The 23603-nt window shown below is 62.3% G+C and carries 19 protein-coding genes and 5 tRNA genes; 17 read left to right on the top strand and 7 right to left on the bottom strand.

The features are described 5' to 3' along the window. Positions 1 to 116 precede the first annotated feature (116 nt). Positions 117 to 1250, bottom strand: coding sequence for an aminotransferase class V-fold PLP-dependent enzyme (locus UB48_RS06720; RefSeq protein WP_045195148.1), 1134 nt, complete (start codon positions 1248 to 1250; stop codon positions 117 to 119). A 72-nt stretch (positions 1251 to 1322) separates the two neighbouring features. Here UB48_RS06720 and UB48_RS06715 point away from each other — a divergent pair, with 72 nt between their 5' ends. From UB48_RS06715 to UB48_RS06700, 4 genes are all read left to right on the top strand, one after another. Then, entirely contained in the window at positions 1323 to 1961 is a 639-nt protein-coding gene (locus UB48_RS06715) for a TetR/AcrR family transcriptional regulator (RefSeq protein WP_045195146.1), read from the top strand. Between the two features lie 127 nt (positions 1962 to 2088). Next, positions 2089 to 3057, top strand: coding sequence for a GTP 3',8-cyclase MoaA (locus UB48_RS06710; protein WP_045195144.1), 969 nt, complete (start codon positions 2089 to 2091; stop codon positions 3055 to 3057). A gap of 66 nt (positions 3058 to 3123) precedes the next feature. Further along, on the top strand, positions 3124 to 3729 hold the full coding sequence (locus tag UB48_RS06705) for a DUF4823 domain-containing protein (protein ID WP_045195142.1): 606 nt from the start codon (positions 3124 to 3126) through the stop codon (positions 3727 to 3729). A 10-nt stretch (positions 3730 to 3739) separates the two neighbouring features. Next, positions 3740 to 4300: a DUF1285 domain-containing protein gene (locus UB48_RS06700; RefSeq protein ID WP_045195140.1), complete on the top strand. Its 561-nt coding sequence runs from the start codon at positions 3740 to 3742 to the stop codon at positions 4298 to 4300. Positions 4301 to 4405: 105 nt separating this feature from the next. Here the strand turns inward: UB48_RS06700 and UB48_RS06695 are convergent. Beyond that, positions 4406 to 4481, bottom strand: a tRNA-Asn gene (locus tag UB48_RS06695). 63 nt (positions 4482 to 4544) lie between these two features. Further along, positions 4545 to 5741: an amino acid aminotransferase gene (locus UB48_RS06690; RefSeq protein ID WP_045195139.1), complete on the bottom strand. Its 1197-nt coding sequence runs from the start codon at positions 5739 to 5741 to the stop codon at positions 4545 to 4547. A 308-nt stretch (positions 5742 to 6049) separates the two neighbouring features. Here UB48_RS06690 and uvrB point away from each other — a divergent pair, with 308 nt between their 5' ends. Further along, entirely contained in the window at positions 6050 to 8065 is a 2016-nt protein-coding gene (gene uvrB, locus UB48_RS06685; RefSeq protein WP_045195137.1) for an excinuclease ABC subunit UvrB, read from the top strand. Between the two features lie 101 nt (positions 8066 to 8166). On the opposite strand, the gene UB48_RS06680 is transcribed toward uvrB, so the two are convergent. Beyond that, the gene (locus tag UB48_RS06680) at positions 8167 to 9717 is read right to left on the bottom strand and encodes an MDR family MFS transporter (RefSeq protein WP_045195135.1); all 1551 of its coding nucleotides are present in this window, start codon (positions 9715 to 9717) and stop codon (positions 8167 to 8169) included. Continuing rightward, the gene (locus UB48_RS06675) at positions 9707 to 10756 is read right to left on the bottom strand and encodes an HlyD family secretion protein (protein ID WP_045195134.1); all 1050 of its coding nucleotides are present in this window, start codon (positions 10754 to 10756) and stop codon (positions 9707 to 9709) included. The genes UB48_RS06680 and UB48_RS06675 overlap by 11 nt, the downstream gene beginning before the upstream one ends. 144 nt (positions 10757 to 10900) lie before the next feature. On the opposite strand from UB48_RS06675, the gene gltX reads away from it, so the two are divergent. From gltX to UB48_RS06625, 10 genes are all read left to right on the top strand, one after another. Continuing rightward, positions 10901 to 12382 carry a glutamate--tRNA ligase gene (gene gltX, locus UB48_RS06670; RefSeq protein WP_045195132.1) on the top strand — a complete coding sequence of 494 codons (1482 nt, stop codon included), beginning with the start codon at positions 10901 to 10903 and terminating at the stop codon, positions 12380 to 12382. Between the two features lie 280 nt (positions 12383 to 12662). Further along, positions 12663 to 12738, top strand: a tRNA-Ala gene (locus UB48_RS06665). A 79-nt stretch (positions 12739 to 12817) separates the two neighbouring features. Then, positions 12818 to 12893 (top strand) — tRNA-Glu (locus tag UB48_RS06660). 53 nt (positions 12894 to 12946) lie between these two features. Beyond that, positions 12947 to 13022 (top strand) — tRNA-Ala (locus UB48_RS06655). A 44-nt stretch (positions 13023 to 13066) separates the two neighbouring features. Then, positions 13067 to 13142 (top strand) — tRNA-Glu (locus tag UB48_RS06650). A gap of 178 nt (positions 13143 to 13320) precedes the next feature. Continuing rightward, positions 13321 to 13860, top strand: coding sequence for a TetR/AcrR family transcriptional regulator (locus tag UB48_RS06645; RefSeq protein ID WP_045195130.1), 540 nt, complete (start codon positions 13321 to 13323; stop codon positions 13858 to 13860). Positions 13861 to 13888: 28 nt separating this feature from the next. After that, positions 13889 to 14722 (top strand): alpha/beta fold hydrolase, encoded by an 834-nt coding sequence (locus UB48_RS06640; RefSeq protein WP_045195128.1) that lies wholly within the window; start codon positions 13889 to 13891, stop codon positions 14720 to 14722. A 44-nt stretch (positions 14723 to 14766) separates the two neighbouring features. After that, positions 14767 to 15207: a thioesterase family protein gene (locus tag UB48_RS06635; protein WP_045195126.1), complete on the top strand. Its 441-nt coding sequence runs from the start codon at positions 14767 to 14769 to the stop codon at positions 15205 to 15207. 49 nt (positions 15208 to 15256) lie between these two features. After that, positions 15257 to 16216 (top strand): tRNA-dihydrouridine synthase, encoded by a 960-nt coding sequence (locus UB48_RS06630; RefSeq protein ID WP_045195123.1) that lies wholly within the window; start codon positions 15257 to 15259, stop codon positions 16214 to 16216. 115 nt (positions 16217 to 16331) lie between these two features. Beyond that, complete coding sequence (locus tag UB48_RS06625) at positions 16332 to 16778, top strand: Hsp20 family protein (protein ID WP_045195122.1); 447 nt, start codon at positions 16332 to 16334, stop codon at positions 16776 to 16778. A gap of 335 nt (positions 16779 to 17113) precedes the next feature. On the opposite strand, the gene UB48_RS06620 is transcribed toward UB48_RS06625, so the two are convergent. Together UB48_RS06620 and UB48_RS06615 are read right to left on the bottom strand one after the other, a co-directional pair. Continuing rightward, positions 17114 to 20410 (bottom strand): EAL domain-containing protein, encoded by a 3297-nt coding sequence (locus UB48_RS06620; protein WP_045195120.1) that lies wholly within the window; start codon positions 20408 to 20410, stop codon positions 17114 to 17116. A 61-nt stretch (positions 20411 to 20471) separates the two neighbouring features. After that, positions 20472 to 21356, bottom strand: coding sequence for a LysR family transcriptional regulator (locus tag UB48_RS06615; protein ID WP_045195118.1), 885 nt, complete (start codon positions 21354 to 21356; stop codon positions 20472 to 20474). A gap of 130 nt (positions 21357 to 21486) precedes the next feature. On the opposite strand from UB48_RS06615, the gene leuC reads away from it, so the two are divergent. Together leuC and leuD are read left to right on the top strand one after the other, a co-directional pair. Continuing rightward, positions 21487 to 22920: a 3-isopropylmalate dehydratase large subunit gene (gene leuC, locus UB48_RS06610; protein ID WP_045195116.1), complete on the top strand. Its 1434-nt coding sequence runs from the start codon at positions 21487 to 21489 to the stop codon at positions 22918 to 22920. Next, entirely contained in the window at positions 22917 to 23561 is a 645-nt protein-coding gene (gene leuD / locus UB48_RS06605) for a 3-isopropylmalate dehydratase small subunit (protein ID WP_045195114.1), read from the top strand. The genes leuC and leuD overlap by 4 nt, the downstream gene beginning before the upstream one ends. Positions 23562 to 23603: the final 42 nt, after the last annotated feature.

Below are 23603 nucleotides of genomic sequence, written 5' to 3'. Positions count from 1 at the left end.
CACATGGGGGGATGCGCTGCGCCAACACCTGAAGTATTGGCCAGGATTGACGCGCCGCCAGCCACAGCTGGTCGTTTTTTAAACAGATTTGGAATACGCCTGCCGCTGCTGAGCACTCATCGCTCTGCGATCTCGCGCACAATGGCCAGAGTTTCGTCGATTATCTGCCTAGGTGTGTAGAAGTGCGGGGAAAATCGCACCCCGGGGCCACGCGGAATGCAGATCACCTGTTCCTGCTTGAGGCGCTGATAAACCTGGGCGTTCTCGACGCCCTCAATGCTGAAGGACACGATCCCTGAGCGACGCGCAGGCTCCTGCGGGCTGTGTACGCGGACCCCAGGGATCGCTGCCAGGCCTTCGTTGAGCCAGTACACCCGCTCCAGCAGCGCTGTGGCCACCTGATCCATGCCCACTTCTTCGAGCAGCGCCAGGCTTGCCTCCAGCGCCGCTGCACCGAGCATGTTCGGGCTGCCGCATTCAAAGCGCCGGGCGCTGTGGGCCGGCTGCCATTCGCTACGGCTGTAGTCGCCCATGTGTTCGAGCATGTGCCAGCCGTACTCGCTGAGCTTGAGCAGCGGGCGGACCTCGGCGCGGCAATAGAACACCCCGAGGCCTTCCGGGCCGAGCATCCATTTGTGCCCATCGGCCATGGCAAAGTCGCACTGATAGGCCTGGACGTCGAAGGGCAGGGCGCCCAATTGCTGGATGGCGTCGATGCAGAACAACACCTCACGCTCACGACAGCCTTGGCCCAGACGCACCAGGTCAAGGCGCAGGCCGCTGGCAAACTGCACGGCGCTGATTGCCAGCAGGCGCACCTTGGGGCCGCAGGCCGCGAGCAAGGCCGCCTCCGGGTCGCTGCCCTTGAGGCTTACCTGGATGACGCTGACGCCTTTGTCGGCCAAGGCTTCCCAGACAATCCGGTTGGAGGGGAATTCTTCGTCGCTGATGACGATCTGGTCGCCGGCCTGCCAGTCGATACCGAAGGCGACGAAAGACAGCGCTTCGGAGGTGTTCTTGACCAATGCGATGTCATCCGTCGACGGTGCATTCGTCAGGCGCATCAGGCGTTCACGTAAACGCTGCTCCATGGCCATCCAGTCCGGATAGTCCCTTGCACCGAGCAAAACGTTCTCGCTGGCGAAGCGCGAAACCGCCTGGCTGGCGCGTTTGGGCCAGGGTGCGACCGCGGCATGGTTCAGATAACGAAGCCCCGGGGCCTGTTCAAACTCATCAAGAAACATAGACATGGTTGGATGATCCGTGCATTTTGGCGCAAGTTAGGCATAATAACCGGCTTCGATTTTGATCCAGTCCTTCTTATGCAGAAAGAACCTCGTAAGGTCCGTGAGTTTCGTCGCCGAGAGCAAGAAATTCTCGATACCGCGCTCAAGCTGTTTCTCGAACAGGGTGAAGACAGTGTCACCGTCGAGATGATCGCTGATGCCGTCGGTATCGGCAAAGGCACGATCTACAAGCATTTCAAATCCAAGGCGGAGATCTACCTGCGCCTGATGCTCGACTACGAGCGCGATTTGAACGAACTGCTGCACTCTGCCGACGTCGACCGCGACAAGGAAGCCCTGTCGCGCGCCTACTTCGAATTCCGCATGCGTGATCCGCAGCGCTACCGCCTGTTCGACCGTCTCGAAGAGAAGGTGGTCAAGGGCAACCAGGTGCCGGAGATGGTCGAGGAGCTGCACAAGATCCGCGCCTCCAACTTCGACCGCCTAACCCTGCTGATCAAGGGTCGCATCAGCGAAGGCAAGCTTGAGGACGTACCGCCGTACTTCCACTACTGCGCGGCCTGGGCCCTTGTGCATGGGGCCGTGGCGCTCTACCACTCGCCGTTCTGGAGCAACGTCCTGGAAGATCAGGAAGGCTTCTTCCAGTTCCTCATGGACATTGGCGTGCGCATGGGCAACAAGCGCAAGCGCGACCCGGATACCGCCGGTAGCTGAGACATTCAGCCAAACCATGGCGCTACTGGGATTGGGTGGCGAGGAATATACTCAGGTATGAGGCTTGCAAAAACCTGATTTTTGAGTCAGGTTTTGCAGGCCCGATTCACCCATGCCGGAGTCACCCATGATCGTCGACCGCCAAGGCAGGCGTTTTCGCAATTTGCGTGTCAGCCTCACGGCTGCCTGCAACTACGCCTGTACCTATTGTGTGCCCGACGGCAAGCGTCTGGTCGCGGCCCAGGACGAGCTCTCGGCCGAGGCCATGGCCCGCGGCGTGGCTTATCTGGTCGAGGCCGCCGGTATCGAGCGGGTGCGCGTCACCGGCGGCGAGCCGCTGGTCAGCCCCAAGCTGGAAACCTTCCTCAGCTCCATTGCCAATCTGGGCCTGGATGAAATCAGCCTGACCACCAACGGCCAGTTGCTGGCGCGCAAGCTGCCGTTGCTGCGCGCGGCGGGTATCCGTCGCCTCAACGTTTCCCTCGACACCCTTGATCCGGATGCCTTCCGGCGCATTGCCCGTGGCGGCGACCTGGCCACTGTGCTCGACGGCATGAGCCAGGCCAGCGCCGCCGGCATGCAGATCAAGGTCAACATGGTGCCGTTGCGCGGGCAGAACTTCGACCAGGTGCTGCCGCTGCTGGAGTACTGCCTGGCCCACGGCTACGAGCTGCGCTTCATCGAGCTGATGCGCATGGGGCACCTGGCGCGCGACAGCAATGCATTTTTGCAGCAGTTCGTCAGCCTTGAGCACTTGCTGCAATTGATCGGCGAGCAGTACGAGTACCTGCAGGCCAACGCGCCGGTGGATGCCACCGCCTTGCGCTATCAGATCCCGGGCCAGGGCTATTTTGGCGTGATCGCCAACGAGAGCGTACCGTTCTGCCGTACCTGTTCGCGTTTGCGCCTGTCGTCTACCGGCTGGCTGCACGGTTGCCTGTCGTCGAGCAACCGCCACTATATCGGCGACCTGCTCGACAAACCGCGCCACCAGGCCTTGCCGGCGCTACAGGGCTTGCTGGTCAAAGCCCTTGGCGACAAGCAGCCGGTGGCGTTTTCGGGCGGCGCGACGGTGATGAAAATCATCGGCGGCTAAGACTGGCGCAAAAGCTGCATCTGCCAGCTGTTCGCCGGTTTTCCGTCACCGGCCACTGGAGGATAGATGCGTAGCCTGGTTTTGCTGCTGGCGCTGACGGCGCTGGGCGGCTGCATGAATGTCAGCGATATGGGCGAGGGTGCCCGTTATCACATGAGCGATGCCGGTCTGCTCGATCACAGCGACACCCGTCGTTCGCTGTCGGTGCGCCTGCAGCCTGATTCATTCATTTACATTGGCCAGGGTGCTTTCGTGCCATCAGGCAAGGGCCCGTACCCCCGGCCCAACGTCGTGGCTGAAGAAGCCTTCAAGGGCTTTGTCGAGTACTTCCCGCTGGTTCGCCGTGCCCCGGCGCCGCTGGGCCTTGAGCAAGCGCTGATCGAAGCGCGTGAAGTCGGCGCCCATTACCTGCTGTACACCCGTTTTGCCCGCACCGATGATCGCATCGGCAATGGCGATGAGTGGTATGACGAGCAGGCGGTCGATCGTCTGGGTATCGATACTGGCGTGGTGCAGCTGATGCTGATTGAAACCAGCACCCGTTACCTGATCGACACCGCGCGGATCAAAAGCCGCGGCGGTTTGCTGACGTTCCACGACAACAAGCCGGAAGATTTGCTCCGCCCGCCACTCGAGGATTACGCTCGCAGTCTGTTGGGCATGAGTCGTTAAGGAGAGGGTGATGCAAGACACCGGCAAGGCCAATGATCTACTGGCGCAGATTCCCAAGGCAGAAAAGGGCCTGCCGCCCGTGCACCTGTGGAACCCGGATTTTTGCGGCGACATCGACATGCGCATCGCCCGTGACGGCACCTGGTACTACCTGGGTACGCCGATCGGGCGCAAGCCGATGGTGCGGCTGTTCTCGACCATCATCCGCCGCGACGGTGACGACTACTTCCTGGTGACGCCAGTGGAGAAGGTCGGCATCAAGGTCGATGACGCGCCCTTTGTTGCGGTCAGCCTGGAGGTGCAGGGCGAGGGTGAGCAGCAATTGTTGCGCTTTACCAGCAATGTCGACGACCAGGTCGAGGCCGGCCCCGAGCATCCGCTGCGCGTTGAAATCGACGCGCAGACCCAGGAGCCTTCGCCGTACGTGCACATGCGTAGCAACCTCGAAGCGTTGATCCATCGCAATGTCTTCTACCAGTTGGTCGAACTGGCGGTGCCCAGACAGATCGATGGCCAGCAGTGGCTGGGCGTCTGGAGTGGTGGCTGTTTCTACCCCATCGGCCGGACCTGATCGTCCGCCCGGTTTTCCCTGATGGGTGACCGGGCTGCGCGATTTAATCTGCCAGAAACGAAAAAACCTCCAGTGCTCAGGGCAACTGGAGGTTTTTCAGGTGTTTGGCTCCGCGACCAGGACTCGAACCTGGGACCCAATGATTAACAGTCATTTGCTCTACCGACTGAGCTATCGCGGAATCTGTGGCGTATCTTACTGATTGCTAAGGGGAAGTCAAGCCTCCCCTATGCAATTGAGTAAATTACAGGACCTCGACGATCGCCTTGGTCACCACATGGATGTTGTTTTGGTTCAGCGAGGCGACGCAGATGCGACCGGTATCCAGAGCATAGATACCGAACTCGTTCTTCAGGCGCGCGACCTGCTCAACGGTCAGACCGGAGTAGGAGAACATGCCGCACTGGCGACCGACGAAGCTGAAGTCCTGCTTGGCGCCGTACTCGGCCAGCAGCTCGACCATCTGCTTGCGCATGCCGTGGATGCGCTGGCGCATCTCGGCCAGCTCGTCTTCCCACATCTTGCGCAGCTCTGGGCTGTTGAGCACGGTGGCGACGATGGTCGCGCCGTGGGTCGGCGGGTTGGAGTAGTTGGTGCGGATCACGCGCTTGACTTGCGACAGCACGCGGGTGGCCTCTTCCTTGGACTCGGTGACGATCGACAGGGCGCCAACGCGCTCGCCGTACAGCGAGAAGGATTTGGAGAACGAGCTGGAGACGAAGAAGTCCAGGCCCGACTCGGCGAACAGGCGTACCGCGGCGGCGTCTTCAGTGATGCCGGCGCCAAAGCCCTGGTAGGCCATGTCGAGGAACGGCACGTGGCCTTTGGCCTTGACCACTTCGAGGACGTTTTTCCAGTCTTGCGGGGTCAGGTCGACACCGGTCGGGTTGTGGCAGCAGGCGTGCAGCACAATGATCGAGCCGGACGGCAGGGCGTTGAGGTCTTCGAGCATGCCGCTGCGGTTGACGTCGTGGGTGGCGGCGTCGTAGTAGCGGTAGTTCTGGACCGGGAAGCCAGCGGTTTCGAACAGTGCGCGGTGGTTTTCCCAGCTCGGGTCGCTGATGGCGACGACGGCGTTCGGCGACAGCTGCTTGAGGAAGTCGGCACCGATCTTCAGGGCGCCGGTACCGCCGACGGCCTGGGTGGTGATTACGCGACCGGCGCTCAGCAGTGGCGACTCGGCACCGAACAGCAGCTTCTGTACGGCCTGGTCGTAAGCGACGATACCGTCGATCGGCAGGTAACCGCGGGAAGCGTGCTGGGCAGCGCGCTGGGTTTCGGCTTCGATCACTGCACGCAGCAGTGGGATACGCCCTTCTTCGTTGCAGTAAACACCTACACCCAGGTTGACCTTGTTGCTACGGGTATCGGCGTTGAAAGCTTCGTTGAGGCCCAGAATGGGATCGCGTGGTGCCAGCTCGACAGCGGAAAACAGGCTCATTATTACCTTGGCTCTGAATGGAGAGTGGAAGAGGTCGCACGCTCCAGTCGCTTGCACTAGAGCGGTGCACAAACGGGGAGTCAGTATAGTGATACCGCTCGGTCACGGCGACAGTCTGTCGCAGCTTTTCCTGCTGTTTGACCGAATATTTTTCGACCGTTAGTCGATTTCACCGGTCCATACTCAGAAATGCCCGGGTTACTCAGTTGAAACTGGCGCAATGGGCCCTTAATTCGGTATAACTACTGTCTATAAATACAGTTGCCCGCGCCAGCGATGAAACCATCGCGATCACACAGAGGTTTGTCATGTCCGAGTTCCAGCTCGTCACCCGTTTCCAGCCGGCCGGCGACCAGCCCGAGGCCATTCGCCTGATGGTCGAAGGAATCGAGGCGGGCCTTGCGCACCAGACCCTGCTCGGGGTGACAGGCTCAGGCAAGACCTTCAGCATTGCCAACGTGATCGCCCAGGTGCAGCGCCCGACATTGGTACTGGCGCCGAACAAGACCCTGGCGGCGCAGCTGTATGGCGAGTTCAAGTCATTCTTCCCGAACAACGCCGTCGAGTACTTCGTTTCCTACTACGACTACTACCAGCCCGAAGCCTACGTGCCGTCCTCGGACACCTTTATCGAGAAGGACGCCTCGATCAACGACCATATCGAGCAGATGCGCCTGTCGGCGACCAAGGCGCTGCTGGAGCGCCGTGATGCGATCATCGTCACCACGGTGTCCTGCATCTATGGCCTGGGCAGCCCGGAAACCTATCTGAAGATGGTCCTGCACGTGGACCGCGGCGACAAGCTCGACCAGCGTGCGCTGCTGCGCCGCCTGGCCGACCTGCAGTACACCCGCAACGAAATGGACTTTGCCCGCGCCACCTTCCGCGTGCGCGGCGATGTGATCGATATCTTCCCGGCCGAATCGGACCTGGAAGCCATCCGCATCGAGCTGTTCGACGACGAGGTCGAGAACATCGCCGCCTTCGATCCGCTGACCGGCGAGGTGATCCGCAAACTGCCGCGTTTCACCTTCTACCCCAAGAGCCATTACGTGACCCCGCGCGAGACCCTGCTCGAGGCCGTGGACGGCATCAAGGAGGAACTGGCCCAGCGCCTTGAGTACCTGCACAAGGCCAACAAGCTGGTCGAGGCCCAGCGCCTGGAGCAGCGCACCCGCTTTGACCTGGAGATGATCCTCGAGCTGGGTTACTGCAACGGCATCGAAAACTACTCGCGCTACCTCTCCGGGCGCCCGGCCGGGGCAGCGCCACCGACTCTTTACGACTATCTGCCGGACGATGCCCTGCTGGTAATTGACGAATCCCACGTCAGCGTTCCGCAAGTCGGCGCCATGTACAAGGGCGACCGCTCGCGCAAGGAAACCCTGGTCGAGTACGGCTTTCGCCTGCCCTCGGCGCTGGACAACCGGCCGATGCGCTTTGACGAGTGGGAAAACGTCAGCCCGCAGACCATCTTCGTTTCGGCGACCCCCGGCAACTACGAGGCCGAACATGCTGGCCGGGTGGTCGAGCAGGTAGTACGCCCAACCGGCCTGGTCGATCCGCAGGTCGAAGTGCGCCCGGCCACCACCCAGGTCGACGACCTGCTCTCGGAGATCCGCAAGCGCGTGGCCGTGGAGGAGCGCGTGCTGGTCACCACCCTGACCAAACGCATGGCCGAGGACCTCACCGACTACCTGGCCGACCACGATGTGCGCGTGCGCTACCTGCACTCGGACATCGATACTGTGGAGCGGGTCGAGATCATCCGCGACCTGCGCCTGGGTACCTTCGATGTGCTGGTGGGCATCAACCTGCTGCGTGAAGGCCTGGATATGCCGGAGGTATCGCTGGTGGCGATTCTCGATGCCGACAAGGAAGGTTTCCTGCGTTCCGAGCGCTCGCTGATCCAGACCATCGGCCGCGCGGCGCGTAACCTCAATGGCCGGGCGATCCTCTATGCCGACAACATGACCGGCTCCATGCAGCGGGCGATTGGCGAGACCGAGCGGCGCCGCGACAAGCAGATCGCCTTCAACGCCGCCAACGGCATCGTGCCCAAGGGCGTGGTCAAGGACATCACCGACATCATGGAAGGCGCCAACGTGCCCGGCTCGCGCAGCAAGAAGCGCAAGGGCATGGCCAAGGCGGCAGAGGAGAGCGCCCGTTACGAAGCCGAACTGCGCTCACCGGGCGAGATCGCCAAGCGCATCAAGCAGTTGGAAGAGAAAATGTACCAGCTGGCGCGGGACCTGGAGTTCGAAGCGGCGGCGCAGTTGCGCGACGAGATTACCGCGCTGCGCGAGCGGATGATTACCACCTGAGGGCCCTATCGCTGGCAAGCCAGCTCCCACAGGGCTTGTGAATGCCATACCCGTGGGAGCCGGCTTGCCAGCGATGGCCTGCAAAGCAGGCCCTAAACGGGTCAGTGCGCTTCCCCAGCCTTCAACCCCTGCGGCAATTTGCGCGTCATCACCACCGCCAGCATGCTGATCGCCAAGCCGATGCCGACAAAGTGGAAGGCATCGTTATAGGCCATGATCATCGCCTGCTGGTGGGTGATTTCACTCAGCTTGCCCAGCGCCGCCGCATCGCTACCCAGTCGCTCGGCCAGTTGCGCCAGACGCTCCGCGACTTGCGGGTTGCTCGGCACTATCGACTCGCGCAGGTAATCGAAATACACCTTGGTACGTGCATCCAGCAAGGTCGCCAGCAAGGCGATGCCGATGGCGCCACCCAGGTTGCGCAAGATGTTGAACAGGCTCGAGGCCGAGCCGGCGTCCTGCGGCTGGATGTACGCGGTGGCAATCAGCGAGATGGTCACCATGATCATTGGTTGGCCGAGGGCGCGGATGATCTGGATATGGTTGAACTGCTCGCCGGCAAAGTCCGGGTTGAGCACCCCGGAGCCGAAACTGGCCAGGCCGAACAGGCCGAAACCCAGGGTGCAGAGGATCTTCGGTGAAATCACCTTCATCAGCTGCGGCACCAGCGGAATCAGGAACAGCTGCGGAATGCCCATCCACATGATCACTTCACCGATCTGCAGGGCGTTGTAGTTCTGGATCTGCGCCAGGTAAAGCGGCAGCAGGTAGATCGAACCGTACAAACCCACGCCCATGCCCAGGCTGGCAATGCTCGACAGGCCGAAGTTGCGGTTGCCAAGGATGCGCAGGTTGATCAGCGGGTTGGGTTTGGAAAACTGCAGGATCACGAAGGTGATCAGGCTGAGCAGGGCGATGCTGCCCAGGGTGACGATCAGGCTCGATTCCAGCCAGTCCTTGCGGTGGCCTTCCTCGAGAAATACCTGCAGGCAGCCAAGGCCGACGCCGAGCGTGACGATACCGGCATAGTCAGTGCTTTTCAGCAGTTCCCAATGGGCTTCTTTCTTCTCCAGGCCGTACAGCAAGCCGCCGATCATGATCAGCCCCGGCGGGATGTTGATGTAGAAGATGTACTCCCAGCCCCAGTTCTCGGTCAGCCAGCCACCCAGGGTCGGGCCGATCGAGGGGGCGAAGGTGGCGGTCATGGCGAACATGGCCATGCCCTTGGCCCGGTGGTGCTCGGGCAGCTTGATCAGGGTCAGGGTGAAGGCCAGGGGGATCAGCGCGCCGCCGGTAAAGCCCTGCATGGCGCGGAAGACGATCATGCTCTCCAGGTTCCAGGCCATGGAGCAGAGCAGCGATGAGGCCAGAAAGCCCAGCGACACCCACACCGCCAGGCGCCGCGCCGACAGCAGCTGCACCAGCCAGGCGGTGAGCGGAATCATGATGATCTCGGCCACCAGGTAGGAGGTGGAAATCCACGAGCCTTCCTCCAGGGTTGCCGACAGCGCGCCCTGAATGTCCTTGAGCGAGGAGTTGGTGATCTGGATGTCCAGCACCGCCATGAAGGCGCCGAGCATCACGCTCATTACCGCGATCCAGTCGCGTCGGCTGGGTTCGCCGGCGGGACGGATCAACTGGTCACCGGCCATGGTCGGCGTTGTCGCGGATATCAACGGTGGCGGTTACCGACATGCCCGGGCGGATCTTGCCGTGCAGCGGGTTGTTGGCGGCGAAGGTCAGTTTTACCGGAATGCGCTGCACCACCTTGGTGAAGTTGCCGGTGGCGTTGTCCGGCGGCAGCAGGCTGAACTGCGCGCCGGAGGCGGCGAACAGGCTGTCGACCCGCGCTTCGATCGGGGTGTCCGGGTAGCTGTCGAATAGCAGTTCAGCCTTTTGCCCGGGCTGCATGTGGCCGATCTGGGTTTCTTTGAAGTTGGCCTGAATCCAGATGTCTTCATCGGGGACGATCGACAGCAGGTAGGCGCCGGCCTGGACCACCTGGCCATTGCGCGCGGCGCGCTGGCCGATGATGCCGCTGATCGGGGCGTGGATTTCGCTGCGGGTCAGGTTCAGCTCGGCCTGGGCCAGGTCGGCGCGGGCGTTGACGATCTGCGCATCGAGGCGCTTGATCTCGGCGGCCAGGGCGTTGACCTGCTGGCGCTGGCCTTGCAGGTCGGCCTGGGCCTTGCTCACCTGGGAGCGGGCGACGTGGTTTTCGGCTGACAGTGTGGTGACCCGTTCTTCCGAGACAAAGCCCGGTTTGCGCAGGGCCTCGGCGCGGTTCAGGTCCAGTTGCGCACGGCCGAGGGTGGCCTGGTTGGCGGCAACCTGCGCTTTTCCTGCGGCAATCAGGCTGGCTTGCTGGGTGAGCCGGCTTTCGGCCTGCAGGCGTTCGGCTTCGCGGGTATCAAGGGCGGCGCGGGCGCGTTCAACGGCCAGGCGAAAATCTTCGGGCTCAAGGCGCACCAGCAGGTCGCCCTTGGCCACGTGCTGGTTGTCCTGTACCAGCACTTGATCGATGCGCGCGCTCAGCTGGCTGGAAACCCGGGTTATTTCGCCCTGCACGTAGGCGTTGTCGGTGCTTTCATAGAAGCGTCCCTTGAAGTACCAGTGGGCCAGGAAGGCGAGGGCAATCAGCAGGACAAGGGCAAGAAAAATCAGCAGGCGACGCTTGAGTTGGGCAGGCATGGGTACGATCGTTGTAAAAATGTAAGCAAATTTAACAGCGTTTGCAGCCGTGCTTACAAGTGCCGATCGCGCCCATTGCTGGAGCCCGGTGCCCGCTCCCTGTTAACATCCAGCCTTTGTTTCATCTCTAGTTCGAGACTGTCCATGACCACCGTTCGCACGCGTATCGCGCCTTCGCCTACTGGCGATCCCCACGTCGGCACCGCTTACATCGCCCTGTTCAACTACTGCTTTGCCAAGCAGCACGGCGGCGAGTTCATCCTGCGTATCGAAGATACCGACCAGCTGCGCTCGACCCGCGAGTCGGAACAGCAAATCTTCGACGCCCTGCGCTGGCTCGGCATCGAGTGGAGCGAAGGTCCGGACGTCGGCGGCCCGCATGGCCCTTACCGGCAGAGCGAGCGGGGCGATATCTACAAGCAGTACGCCCAGCAACTGGTCGACCTTGGCCACGCCTTCCCGTGCTTCTGCACCGCCGAAGAGCTCGACCAGATGCGTGCCGAGCAGATGGCCCGCGGCGAAACCCCGCGCTACGACGGTCGCGCCTTGCTGCTGTCGGCTGAAGAAGTGCAGCGCCGCCTGGCCGCTGGCGAGCCGCACGTGATCCGCATGAAGGTGCCGAGTGAAGGCGTCTGCGTAGTCCCGGACATGCTCCGTGGCGACGTCGAAATCCCGTGGGACCGCATGGACATGCAGGTGCTGATGAAGACCGACGGCCTGCCGACCTACTTCCTGGCCAACGTCGTCGATGACCACCTGATGGGCATCACCCACGTGCTGCGCGGCGAAGAATGGCTGCCGTCGGCGCCCAAGCTGATCAAGCTGTACGAGTACTTCGGCTGGGAACAACCGACCCTGTGCTACATGCCGCTGCTGCGTAACCCGGACAAGAGCAAGCTGTCCAAGCGCAAGAACCCGACCTCGGTGACCTTCTACGAGCGCATGGGCTTCATGCCCGAAGCCATGCTCAACTACCTGGGCCGCATGGGCTGGTCGATGCCGGACGAGCGCGAGAAATTCTCCCTGGCCGAGATGGTCGAGCACTTCGACCTGTCGCGGGTGTCCCTCGGCGGGCCGATCTTCGACATCGAGAAGCTGTCGTGGCTCAATGGCCAGTGGCTGCGCGAACTGCCGGTAGAGGAATTCGCTGCGCGCCTGCAGAAATGGGCGTTCAACAGCGACTACATGATGCAGATCGCGCCGCACGTGCAGGGCAGGGTAGAGACCTTCAGCCAGGTCGTGCCGCTGGGCGGCTTCTTCTTTGAAGGTGCGCTCAAGCTCGACGCCAAGCTGTTCGAAAGCAAAAAGCTCTCGGCCGACCAGGTACGCCAGGTGATCCAGCTGATCCTGTGGAAGCTCGAAAGCCTGCGCCAGTGGGAAAAAGAGCGGATCACCGCTTGCATCCAGGCGGTGGTCGAAGCCCTGGAGCTGAAGCTGCGTGATGCCATGCCGCTGATGTTTGCCGCCATCACCGGCCAGGCCAGCTCGGTTTCGGTGCTCGATGCCATGGAAATCCTCGGCCCGGACCTGACCCGCTACCGCCTGCGCCAGGCTCTGGACCTGCTCGGTGGTGTGTCGAAGAAAGAAAACAAAGAGTGGGAAAAGCTCCTGGGCACCATCGCCTGATTGCCTGACCTTGGTAAAACTTCGCGGGGCAAGCCCGCTCCTACCTGTTCAGTAGGCGCGGGCTTGCCCCGCGAAGAAGCCCGCAAACCCCTGTAAAACCGGGGTGTTTCATCCGCTCGGGCGGTAAGTGTTTGTTATCTCGGAAATTTTTTTTGAATTTTGTTGAAAATATATTTGACAGGTTCGCCATCCGATCTTAATATGCGCCCCGTCCACAGCGATGAACGAAAACGAAACGCGAAGCACCCAGCCAAGCGATTCAAGTTCAAAGCGACATTGTGGGGCTATAGCTCAGCTGGGAGAGCGCCTGCATGGCATGCAGGAGGTCAGCGGTTCGATCCCGCTTAGCTCCACCAAATTCCGATTCGCAGTCAGCTAGACTGACTGCGGAATCAACCGGGTTCCAGCGACCGGGTTGGTAAGGTAAGAAGGTTCGTCCCCTTCGTCTAGTGGCCTAGGACACCGCCCTTTCACGGCGGTAACAGGGGTTCGAGTCCCCTAGGGGACGCCAGTTTTACACAAGCGACATCGAAAGAAGTCGCTGGGCCGCGAGGCTAGAAATCTGGGGCTATAGCTCAGCTGGGAGAGCGCCTGCATGGCATGCAGGAGGTCAGCGGTTCGATCCCGCTTAGCTCCACCAATTTTGCCAGGATTCGTGAAAACGGATCTGCACGAAGGTTACAAGTCCCCTTCGTCTAGTGGCCTAGGACACCGCCCTTTCACGGCGGTAACAGGGGTTCGAGTCCCCTAGGGGACGCCATTTTACCCACTTTGTGGGATTTCAAGGCTCATTCGATTATTGAATGAGCCTTTTGTTTTTGTCTTGAAAAAACTTCTCCTCACGCCTTTCTTGCCTGACGCGACCAGCGGCAGCAATTTCTGCTTGCTAAAAAATATGATGATAGTAATATTCTAACCATAATATTTTGGAGGCAAGCATGAACGACAAAAAGGCCAAGACCCGCGAACGGATTCTCGATGCTGCCTGCAGTGCGCTGATCCAGCATGGCCCCGCCGAGCCGAGCGTCAATCAGGTGATGGGCGCCGCCGGCCTGACCGTCGGTGGCTTCTACGCCCATTTCGACAGCAAGGACGCGTTGATGCTCGAAGCCTTTCGCCAGTTGCTGGGCGAGCGTCGGGCGCTGCTCGCCGAAGTCGACCCGAACATGAGCGGCGAGGAGCGCCGGGCTCTGGTTGCCGCCTTCTACCTGTCGCGCAAGCACCGCGACGCCACCGAGCGTGCCTGCCCGCTGCCCACCTCGCTGGGCGAAATGGCGCGCCTTCCGGAAGCCTTCCGCGAAGTGCTGGCCGAACACATTGAACTGATGATGGCCAACCTCGCCGACAGCCCGGAAGAGGCCGACAAGGTGCTCGCCGACATGGCCCTGATGATTGGTGGCCTGGCCCTGGCCCGGGCCCTGGGCACTGACGAGCTGTCTGACCGCATCCTGCGCGCCGCCAAGTCGGCGGTTGTCTGAACTACGCGATATCCACCGGAGTGAAGCGATGAATACCTTGAGCTGGATTCGTAGTGTTAACGGCACCCTCGGGCATCTGGCGCCGGAACATATCGCACGCAAGATGCGCCGTGCCTTCATGACCCCTCGCAACCGGCCGCCGCGAGACTGGGAGCTGCCGCTGCTGGCCCGCGCCGAGCGCATCACCTTGCGTTTCGGCCTCTCGGCACTGCGCTGGGGCCAGGGCCCGACCGTGCTGCTGATGCACGGCTGGGAAGGGCGCCCGACCCAGTTCGCCCACCTGATCGACAGCCTGGTCGACGCCGGTTACACCGCCGTGGCCCTGGAAGGCCCGGCCCATGGCCGCTCGCCGGGCAACGAAGCTAACGTGGTGCTGTTCGCCCGTGCCTTGCTGGAAGCCGCCGCCGAACTGCCGCCGCTCAAGGCCGTGGTTGGCCATTCCATGGGCGGCGCCAGCATGCTCCTGGCGTTGCAGTGGGGGCTGCGCGCCGAAGTGGCGGTGAGCATCGCCGCGCCGGCGCAGTTGCTTGGCGTGATCCGCGGTTTCGCTCGTCACCTGGGCATGCCGGCGCGGGCGCGGGCGGCGTTCATTCGCCAGATTGAGCGCGATGTCGGCGTGCAGATTTCTCGCCTGGATGTCAGCGGCTACCAACTGGAGCTGCCCGGCTTGATCGTGCATGCCGAGGACGACCAGTTGGTACCGGTAGACGAGTCCGACGCCATCCACCGCGCCTGGTTCGACAGCCGCCTGCTGCGCCTGCCCGACGGTGGTCACCTGCGGGTGCTGGCTGACCCACAAGTGCGCGAAGGGGTGCTGGCGCTGCTGCAGCGCACCAGTTCACCGGCCCGGCAATCGGCCTGAGCATCCGGTACACTCTGCCCGTTAACCACGGATCTGGAGCGGGCATGAGTTGGGACCTGGCAACACCGTTCATCATCGACCTGCGGGTCGCTGCCGACGACATCGACGGCCTCGGCCACGCCAACAACGCGGTCTACGTCACCTGGCTCGAGCGCTGCGCCTGGCGCCACTCCCAGCGCCTGGGGCTGGACCTGGCCGAATACCGGCGCCTGGACCGGGCCATGGCGGTGGTCCGCCACGAAATCGACTACCTGGCCGCTGCCTACGAAGACGACGAGCTGCAACTGGCAACCTGGATCGTCGACTGGGACCAGCGGCTGAAAATGACCCGGCGCTTCCAGCTGGTCCGCCCCAGCGACGGCACCACTTTGCTGCGTGCGCAAACCACCTTCGTCTGCATCGAGTTATCCACAGGGCGACCCAAGCGCATGCCGGCCGAGTTTATCGACGGCTATGGCCCGGCGCTGATGGCCGGAGCGCTGTAAGCCGCGGATTTTGCTAGACTGCCGGCCTTTTCCAGCCGAGATGCAACCCATGCAAATTGCCCTGGCCCCGATGGAGGGGCTGGTCGACGACATTCTTCGCGACGTACTGACCCAGGTGGGCGGCATCGACTGGTGTGTCACCGAGTTCATTCGGGTCTGCGACCGCCTGCTGCCGGCGGCGACCTTCGAAAAGCTCGCGCCGGAGCTGAGCCAGGGTGCCCGCACTGCTGCCGGGGTGCCGTTGCGGGTGCAATTGCTCGGTTCCGACCCGGTGTGCCTGGCCGAGAACGCAGTGCTGGCCTGTGAGCTGGGCGCGCCGGTGATCGACCTCAACTTTGGCTGCCCGGCCAAGACCGTCAACAAGTCGCGGGGCGGGGCGGTGCTGCTCAAGGAGCCGGAACTGCTGCACGCGATCTTGCGTGAAGTGCGTCGCGCGGTGCCTGCGCATATCCCGGTCACGGCCAAGATGCGCCTGGGTTTCGACAGCCCCGACAGCGCCCTGGACTGCGCCCGGGCCCTGGCCGAAGGCGGCGCCGAGCAGTTGGTGGTGCACGCGCGGACCAAAGTTGACGGCTACAAGCCGCCGGCCCATTGGGAGTGGGTGGCGCGGGTGCAAGAGGTGGTCAAGGTGCCGGTGTATGCCAACGGCGAGGTCTGGACCCTGGAAGACTGGCGGCGCTGCCGCGAAGTCAGTGGCGTTGAAGACATCATGCTGGGGCGTGGCCTGGTTTCGCGCCCGGACCTGGCCCGGCAGATTGCCGCCGAACGCGATGGCGTCGAGTTCGTGCCCATGGACTGGCAGAGCTTGCTGCCGCTGATCCAGGACTTCTGGGGCCAGGCCCGCGCGCAGATGACCCCGCGCCAGGCGCCGGGGCGTCTCAAGCAATGGGTGGCGATGCTGACCCGCACCTACCCCGAAGCGGTGGCGCTGTTCACCGAATTGCGTCGGGAAACCGACTGCGATCGGGTCGGGCAGTTGATTGGTGTACCGGTCAGCGAGGCGGCCTGAAAAAATTTTTGCAGGGTTGCTTGAAAAGCAGGCGAGGGTCCTTATCTAGGGAGTACGCGATGCCGAAGTCGGGTCGCGCTACTACACAACCTCGCTGATTTTCAGGAGATGCATCATGACTACTGCTTTTTCTCTGGCTCCACTGTTCCGTCATTCCGTAGGTTTCGACCGTTTCAATGACCTGTTCGAGTCTGCGGCGCGTAATGAGGCGGGTAGCAGCTACCCTCCCTACAACGTTGAAAAACATGGCGATGACCATTATCGAATCGTCGTTGCTGCGGCCGGTTTCCAGGAGCAGGATCTGGACCTGCAGGTGGAAAAAGGCGTCTTGACCGTGACTGGCGGCAAGCGTGACAGCAACGCTGATAGCGTTACCTATCTGCATCAGGGCATCGCCCAACGGGCGTTCAAGTTGTCGTTCCGGTTGGCTGACCATATCGAGGTCAAGGCGGCTGGTCTGGCGAACGGGCTGCTGAGCATTGATCTGCTGAGGATTGTGCCGGAAGAGGCCAAGGCCAAGCGGATTCCTATCAATGGTGAGAGCAAGCCTGCTCTGAATTGATTGTTTGATGTGAATGAGGGCACCTTCGGGTGCCCTTTTTGTCTTTGGTGATTATCCATTGGCGAGGGTGCTGCCGAGGCACCTTTCCGCCCTTACGGCGGCTTACTTTTTTCAGTCGAAAAAAAAGTAAGCAAAAACTCTCGCCCCACCAGTGGGCCCTGCGCTGCGCTTCGGGTTCCCTCGCTCCGGTGTCGCTACGGCCCTTCTGGTTAACGGGGCCGGCAGATCAAGAGCACAATTCGCGTTGCTTTTGTGGGAGCGGGCTTGACCCGCGATGCGATGTGGCGGGCGGGACGATATCGCGGAGCTAGCCCGCTTCTACATTTTCGAAAGCTTCAGTAGCCCGCCGGCGCTTCAAGCAACATCGCCCGAAACTCCCCCAGCGGCAACGGCCGGCTATGCAGGTAGCCCTGGTACAAGTGGCAGCCCAGCCGCTCAAGAAACTCCAGTTGCTCCGACAGCTCCACCCCTTCGGCAATCACCGCCAGGTCCAGGCTGCGGGCCATGGCGACGATGGCGCGGACGATTTCGGCGTCGTTGGGGTCGATCGGGGCGTCGCGGACGAAGGACTGGTCGATCTTCAGGGCATCCACCGGCAGGCGCTTGAGGTAGGTCAGCGAGGAGTAGCCGGTGCCGAAATCATCCATGGCAAAACTCACGCCAAAGGCCTTGAGCTCGCGCATTTTGCTGATGGTGTCTTCGAGGTTCTGGATGACGATGCCTTCGGTGATTTCCAGCTTGAGGATCTTGTGCGGCAGGCGGTAGTCGTCAAGGCTGCGCATTACCCGTTCGACGAAGTCGTTCTGGCGGAACTGGCGCGGGCTGATGTTCACGCACAGGCTGAAGTCGTCGGGGTCGATCAGGCCGTCGCGCAGCATACCGGCGCAGGCGTCGCAGGCTTCGTCGAGGATCCAGCTGCCAACTTCGAGGATCAGCCCGCTTTCTTCCAGCACCTGAATGAACTGCGCCGGCGGCTGCTGGCCCAGTTGCGGGTGGTGCCAGCGCAACAGCACTTCGGCGCCGACGATGCGGTTGTCGCGGGCGTCGACCTGGGGCTGGAAGTGCAGGGCCAGTTCGCCGCGGGCCAGGGCCAGGCGCAGGTCGTTTTCCATGCGCAGGCGTTCGCTGGCAGCCTTTTGCATGGTGGTGTGGAACATTTGCGTGGTGTTGCGCCCGGAGTCCTTGGCCCGGTACAGGGCGATGTCCGCACGCTTGAGCAAATCGGCCGGGGTCGAGCCGTGGTCGGGGATCAGCGCCACGCCGATGCTCGGCGTCACCTGCAGGCGCTGGCCGTCCAGCGACATTGGCTCGGCCAGCAGTTCGCGCAGGGTGTCGGCCAGTTCGCGGACTTTTTCCGTGACTTCCTCGCGGCTGCCTTCAAGGCCGCTGAGCAGCACCACGAACTCGTCACCGCCCAGGCGCGCGACGGTGTCTTCCAGGCGCACGCTGGCTTCCAGGCGCGCGGTGATGATCTTCAGCACCGTGTCGCCGACCGGATGGCCAAGCGAATCGTTGATGTGCTTGAAGTGGTCGAGGTCGAGAAACAGCAGGGCGCCACGCAGGTTGTGGCGCTTGAGCAGGGCGATCTGCTGGCTCAGGCGGTCCATCAACAGGGCGCGGTTGGGCAGGTTGGTCAGCGGGTCGTGGTAGGCCAGGTGGCGGATCTGCGCCTGGGCATTCTTCAACTGGCTGACGTCGCGGGCGGTGAGCAGCAGGCACTCGGTTTCGTTGAGGTTGATCGGCTCGATCGAAACCTCGACGGTGAGGATGTCGCCACGCTTGTTGCGCCCGAGCATTTCCCGGTGATGCACGCGGCCTTTGTCGTGGAATTCGTTGAGCAGCGCGGCGCGCTGTTTGTCGTCAGCCCAGATGCCGATGTCGTGCACAGTCTGGCCGATCACTTCAGCGGCGCTGTAGCCAGTCAGGCGGCAGAAACCGTCGTTGACCTCCAGGTAGCGGCCGCTGTCGCGTTCGGTGATGGTGATGGCGTCGGGGCTTGAATGGAAGGCCTTGGCGAATTTCTCTTCGCTGGCCTTGAGCGCCGCTTCGGCGCGCTGCTGCTGGGTGATGTCGCGCAGGGTGGTGACGCTGCAGGGCTGGTTGTCGACCTTGATCAGGCGGCTGGAAATCACGCAGGTCAGCGGCTGCCCGTCCTTGTGGTTGACCACCACGGCGACGTTGTTCAAGGCCTGGTCGCGGATCACCCGTTCGATGCGCCGGGCGCGTTCGGCCGACTCGGCCCACAGGCCGATCTGTTCGGCGGTGTTGCCCAGTACCTGTTCGGCGTTCCAGCCAAACACCTGGGTAAAGGCCGGGTTGATCTCGATGAACTGGCCGCTGTCCTGGCGGGTCACGCAGATCGGGTCGGGGCTGGCCTGGAACAGGCTGGCGAACTTTTCTTCGGAACTGGTCAGGCGCTGCTCGCGCTCCACTTGTTCGGTGATGTCCAGCAAGGTGCCGGCCATGCGCAGCGGGTTGCCCTGTTCATCGCGGTACAGGCGCGCGCGGCTTTCAATGAAGCGCGAGCTGCCGTCTTCCATCTGGATGCGGTAAGTGATCTGGTAATTGCCGGCCGGACCTTCGCGCAGGCTGCGGTAGGCCTGGCGCATGCTGCTGCGTTCCATTTCCGGCACGCCTTCGAAAAACGACTCGAAGGATTCGTGAAACGGCACCGGCTCAAGGCCGTGCAGTTCGGCGGCGCGGGCCGAGCCATAGAGCATGCCGCTGGGGATGTGCCAGTCCCAGGTGCCCAGTTGTGCCGAGTCCAGGGCCAGGTCCAGGCGCTCCTGGCTGTCCTTGAGCGCTTGTTCGGCGCGTTTGCGCTCGCTGGTGTCGACGAAGGTGCTGAGCAGGTAGGCGGTGCCTTCCAGGTCGATGTTCTGAGTACAGAGCAGGCCGTCGTGGACTTCGCCGCTGCTGCCGCGAAACTGCACCTCGAGGGTCACCGGGCCGCTGGTGCCGCTGGTCGCCGCCAGCACCTGCAGGCGCTGCTGTGGATGCACCCACAGGCCAAGTTCGAGGGTGCTCTTGTTGATGATCTGGTGGCCCGGCCAGCCGAGGATGTTTTCAAAGTGCTGGTTGACCTCGTAGATCATGCCGTCGGCGCGGCGGGTCAGGAGGATGACATTGGGGCTCAGGTGGAAGAGCGTGGCAAAGCGCTTTTCCGAGTTGATCAGCGCCGCTTCCCGTTCACGCTGGCGGGTAATTTCGCGAATCACCCCGACCATCTGTCGCCGGCCGTTGCGGTCCTTGGTCATGCTGCCGTTGATTTCCAGCCAGTGCAGGCTGCCGTCGGGCCAGCGGATGCGATGGCGCAGGGCTTGCTCGACCGGCTCGCCGTTGACCACCGCATGAAAGGCCTGCAGGGCGCGGGCGCGGTCTTCCATGGGCACCAGTTCCAGGTAGTCCAGGTCATTGGGCAGCGGCTGGTGCGGGTCAAAGCCGAACAGCGCCTGGGTGCCGCGCGACCAGCTGATCTGCCCGGTCTCGACATCCCAGAACCAGGCACCCAGGCGCGCACCGTTAAGCGCCGCCAACAGTTGCGGGGCGTTTTCCCAGGTTTGCTCCGATTCCTGGGGGTCCGCTGCATGAATTCGGGGCATGCGCGGAAAACGGTTTGCTGATTTGGGCATCGATACCAGACCTTTGGCAGATAACGCGTCCTTGAGCGGGCAGGTGTGCCCGGGTACTACCTCAGTGGTTCAAGGGGCTTGCATGGCTGTCGAGCAATGCCATAAAGGCCCTGGCGGCATTCGATAACGTTCGTTCGGTGTGCAGAATGTAGCCTAGCTGGCGCGACAGCTGTATGCCCGGCAAGGCGATGGGCGCAACCTGCTCGTCGAGCATAGTACGCGGCAGCACGCTCCATGCCAGACCGATGGAGACCATCATCTTGATGGTTTCCAGATAGTTGGTGCTCATGGCGATGTTCGGCGTCAGGCCCTGGGCTTCGAACAGGCGCTGGACGATATGGTGTGTGAAAGTGTTACCACCGGGGAACACCGCCGGATGGTGGGCAATGTCGGCCAGGCTGACCGCGTCTTTGCGTGCCAGCGGGTGCTCTGGGGCGGCGACGAAGTCCAGCGGATCGTCCCATACCGGCACGGCACGCACCAGATGGTGTGGCTCCGGGGCCAGGGTGATGACGGCGATCTCTGCGCGGCCATGGAGGATTTCTTCGTAGGCAACTTCCGAATCGAGAAACTGGATATCCAGCGCCACCGCCGGGTACTGGCGGGTGAAGGCTCGCAGCAGCGGCGGCAGGCGGTGCAGGCCGATGTGATGGCTGGTGGCCAGGGTCAGGCGCCCGCTGACTTCCCCGGTGAGGTTGGTCAGGGCCCGGCGGGTGTCGTCCAGCACATTGAGGATCTGGTAGGCGCGCGGCAGCAGGGCGCGTCCGGCCTCGGTCAGGTTGACCTCGCGGCCGAGGCGGTCGAACAGGCGCACATCCAGTTGCTGCTCAAGGCCGGCGATGCGTTTGCTGATTGCCGGCTGGGTCAGGTGCAGGCGCTCGCCGGCCCCGGAGAAACTGCCAGTCTCGGCAATCGCGATAAAGGCATTGAGGTTGGCCAGGTCCACTACTCAGATTCCTTTTGGTTATCCAAAGCATAAAAATTATGAATTTGAGTTATTCAATCTACCGGCATAGCATCGTCCGTACAAGCCAAGGGGTTATTGGCATAGAAAGACGCTGATGAGGAACAGTCTGATGGCCGGCAAAACGCTTTACGACAAGCTCTGGGATTCGCATTTGGTCAAGCAGCGCGACGATGGTTCGGCGCTGATCTATATCGACCGTCACATCATTCACGAAGTGACGTCGCCGCAAGCCTTCGAAGGCCTGCGCCTGGCCAATCGCAAACCCTGGCGCATCGATGCCAACATCGCCACGCCTGATCACAACGTGCCGACCACCCCGGAGCGCAAGGGCGGTATCGACGCCATTGTCGACCAGGTCTCGCGTTTGCAGGTTCAGACCCTCGATGAAAACTGCGACGAGTATGGCATCGTCGAATTCAAGATGAATGACGTGCGTCAGGGCATCGTCCACGTCATCGGCCCGGAGCAGGGTGCGACCTTGCCGGGCATGACCGTGGTCTGCGGCGACTCGCACACCTCGACCCACGGTGCCTTCGGCGCCCTTGCCCACGGTATCGGTACGTCCGAGGTCGAGCACGTACTCGCCACCCAGTGCCTGGTGGCCAAAAAGATGAAGAACATGCTGGTGCGCGTCGAAGGCACATTGCCGTTCGGCGTCACCGCCAAGGACATCGTCCTCGCGGTGATCGGCAAGATCGGCACCGCCGGCGGCAACGGCCATGCCATGGAATTCGCTGGCAGCGCGATTCGCGAGTTGTCGGTCGAAGGGCGCATGACCATCTGCAACATGTCCATCGAAGCCGGCGCCCGGGTAGGTCTGGTGGCCACCGATGAAAAAACCGTCGAGTACGTCAAGGGCCGCCCCTATGCACCCAAGGGCGAGCAGTGGGCGCAAGCGGTCGAAGCCTGGAAAGACCTGGTCTCCGACGCCGATGCGGTGTTTGACACGGTGATCGAGCTGGACGCTGCGCAGATCAAGCCGCAGGTCAGCTGGGGCACCTCGCCGGAGATGGTCCTGGCCGTCGACCAGCGCGTACCGGACCCGGCTGCCGAGGCCGATCTGGTCAAGCGTGGCTCGATCGAACGCGCCTTGAAGTACATGGGCTTGAATGCCAACCAGGCGATCACCGACATTCAGCTTGACCGGGTGTTTATCGGCTCCTGCACCAACTCGCGCATCGAAGACCTGCGCGCCGCCGCCGAAATCGCCAAGGGCCGCAAGGTTGCCGCGACCATCAAGCAGGCGATCGTGGTGCCGGGCTCGGGCCTGGTCAAGGCCCAGGCCGAGAAAGAAGGCCTGGACAAGATTTTCCTCGAAGCGGGCTTTGAGTGGCGTGAACCGGGTTGCTCGATGTGCCTGGCGATGAACCCCGACCGCCTGGAGAGTGGCGAGCATTGCGCCTCGACCTCCAACCGCAACTTTGAAGGGCGTCAGGGCGCCGGTGGCCGTACCCACCTGGTGAGCCCGGCCATGGCCGCCGCCGCCGCCGTTACCGGCCGTTTTGTCGATGTACGCGAGTTGATCCAAGGGAGCGCAGCATGAAAGCCTTTACCCAGCACACCGGCCTTGTCGCGCCATTGGACCGTGCCAACGTCGACACCGACCAGATCATTCCCAAGCAGTTCCTGAAGTCGATCAAGCGCACCGGCTTTGGCCCCAACCTGTTCGATGAATGGCGTTACCTGGATGTCGGCCAGCCGTACCAGGACAACAGCAAGCGCCCGCAGAACCCGGATTTCGTGCTCAACCACGCGCGTTATCAAGGTGCCAGCGTGTTGCTCGCCCGCGAGAACTTCGGTTGTGGCTCAAGCCGTGAACATGCGCCGTGGGCGCTGGAAGAGTACGGCTTTCGCAGCATCATCGCGCCGAGCTATGCCGACATCTTCTTCAACAACAGCTTCAAGAACGGCTTGCTGCCGATCATCCTCAGCGATGAGGAAGTCGACGAGCTGTTCAAGCAGGTTGAAGCCGATCCGGGTTACCAGTTGAGCATCGACTTGCAGGCTCAGACCGTGACCCGCCCGGACGGCAAGGTGCTGACCTTCGAGATCGATGCATTTCGCAAGCACTGCCTGCTCAACGGCCTGGATGACATCGGCCTGACCTTGCAGGATGGCGATGCGATTGCCGCCTTTGAAGCCAAGCACCGGGCCAGCCAGCCCTGGTTGTTTCGTGACGCTTGATTGATGCCAATCGCGGGGCAAGCCCGCTCCCACATGCCCCGC

The sequence above is a fragment of the Pseudomonas sp. 2(2015) genome (assembly GCF_000955865.1).
Taxonomy (GTDB): domain Bacteria; phylum Pseudomonadota; class Gammaproteobacteria; order Pseudomonadales; family Pseudomonadaceae; genus Aquipseudomonas.
The sequence above is the reverse complement of the archived record's forward strand: the minus strand, read 5'-3'. Positions and strand labels throughout refer to the sequence as shown.

Coding starts and splice junctions, on each gene's coding strand:
- UB48_RS06720 (WP_045195148.1), bottom strand. CDS start 1,250: ATGTCTATGTTTCTTGATGAGTTTGAACAGGCCCCGGGGCTTCGTTAT.
- UB48_RS06715 (WP_045195146.1), top strand. CDS start 1,323: ATGCAGAAAGAACCTCGTAAGGTCCGTGAGTTTCGTCGCCGAGAGCAA.
- UB48_RS06710 (WP_045195144.1), top strand. CDS start 2,089: ATGATCGTCGACCGCCAAGGCAGGCGTTTTCGCAATTTGCGTGTCAGC.
- UB48_RS06705 (WP_045195142.1), top strand. CDS start 3,124: ATGCGTAGCCTGGTTTTGCTGCTGGCGCTGACGGCGCTGGGCGGCTGC.
- UB48_RS06700 (WP_045195140.1), top strand. CDS start 3,740: ATGCAAGACACCGGCAAGGCCAATGATCTACTGGCGCAGATTCCCAAG.
- UB48_RS06690 (WP_045195139.1), bottom strand. CDS start 5,741: ATGAGCCTGTTTTCCGCTGTCGAGCTGGCACCACGCGATCCCATTCTG.
- uvrB (WP_045195137.1), top strand. CDS start 6,050: ATGTCCGAGTTCCAGCTCGTCACCCGTTTCCAGCCGGCCGGCGACCAG.
- UB48_RS06680 (WP_045195135.1), bottom strand. CDS start 9,717: ATGGCCGGTGACCAGTTGATCCGTCCCGCCGGCGAACCCAGCCGACGC.
- UB48_RS06675 (WP_045195134.1), bottom strand. CDS start 10,756: ATGCCTGCCCAACTCAAGCGTCGCCTGCTGATTTTTCTTGCCCTTGTC.
- gltX (WP_045195132.1), top strand. CDS start 10,901: ATGACCACCGTTCGCACGCGTATCGCGCCTTCGCCTACTGGCGATCCC.
- UB48_RS06645 (WP_045195130.1), top strand. CDS start 13,321: ATGAACGACAAAAAGGCCAAGACCCGCGAACGGATTCTCGATGCTGCC.
- UB48_RS06640 (WP_045195128.1), top strand. CDS start 13,889: ATGAATACCTTGAGCTGGATTCGTAGTGTTAACGGCACCCTCGGGCAT.
- UB48_RS06635 (WP_045195126.1), top strand. CDS start 14,767: ATGAGTTGGGACCTGGCAACACCGTTCATCATCGACCTGCGGGTCGCT.
- UB48_RS06630 (WP_045195123.1), top strand. CDS start 15,257: ATGCAAATTGCCCTGGCCCCGATGGAGGGGCTGGTCGACGACATTCTT.
- UB48_RS06625 (WP_045195122.1), top strand. CDS start 16,332: ATGACTACTGCTTTTTCTCTGGCTCCACTGTTCCGTCATTCCGTAGGT.
- UB48_RS06620 (WP_045195120.1), bottom strand. CDS start 20,410: ATGCCCAAATCAGCAAACCGTTTTCCGCGCATGCCCCGAATTCATGCA.
- leuC (WP_045195116.1), top strand. CDS start 21,487: ATGGCCGGCAAAACGCTTTACGACAAGCTCTGGGATTCGCATTTGGTC.
- leuD (WP_045195114.1), top strand. CDS start 22,917: ATGAAAGCCTTTACCCAGCACACCGGCCTTGTCGCGCCATTGGACCGT.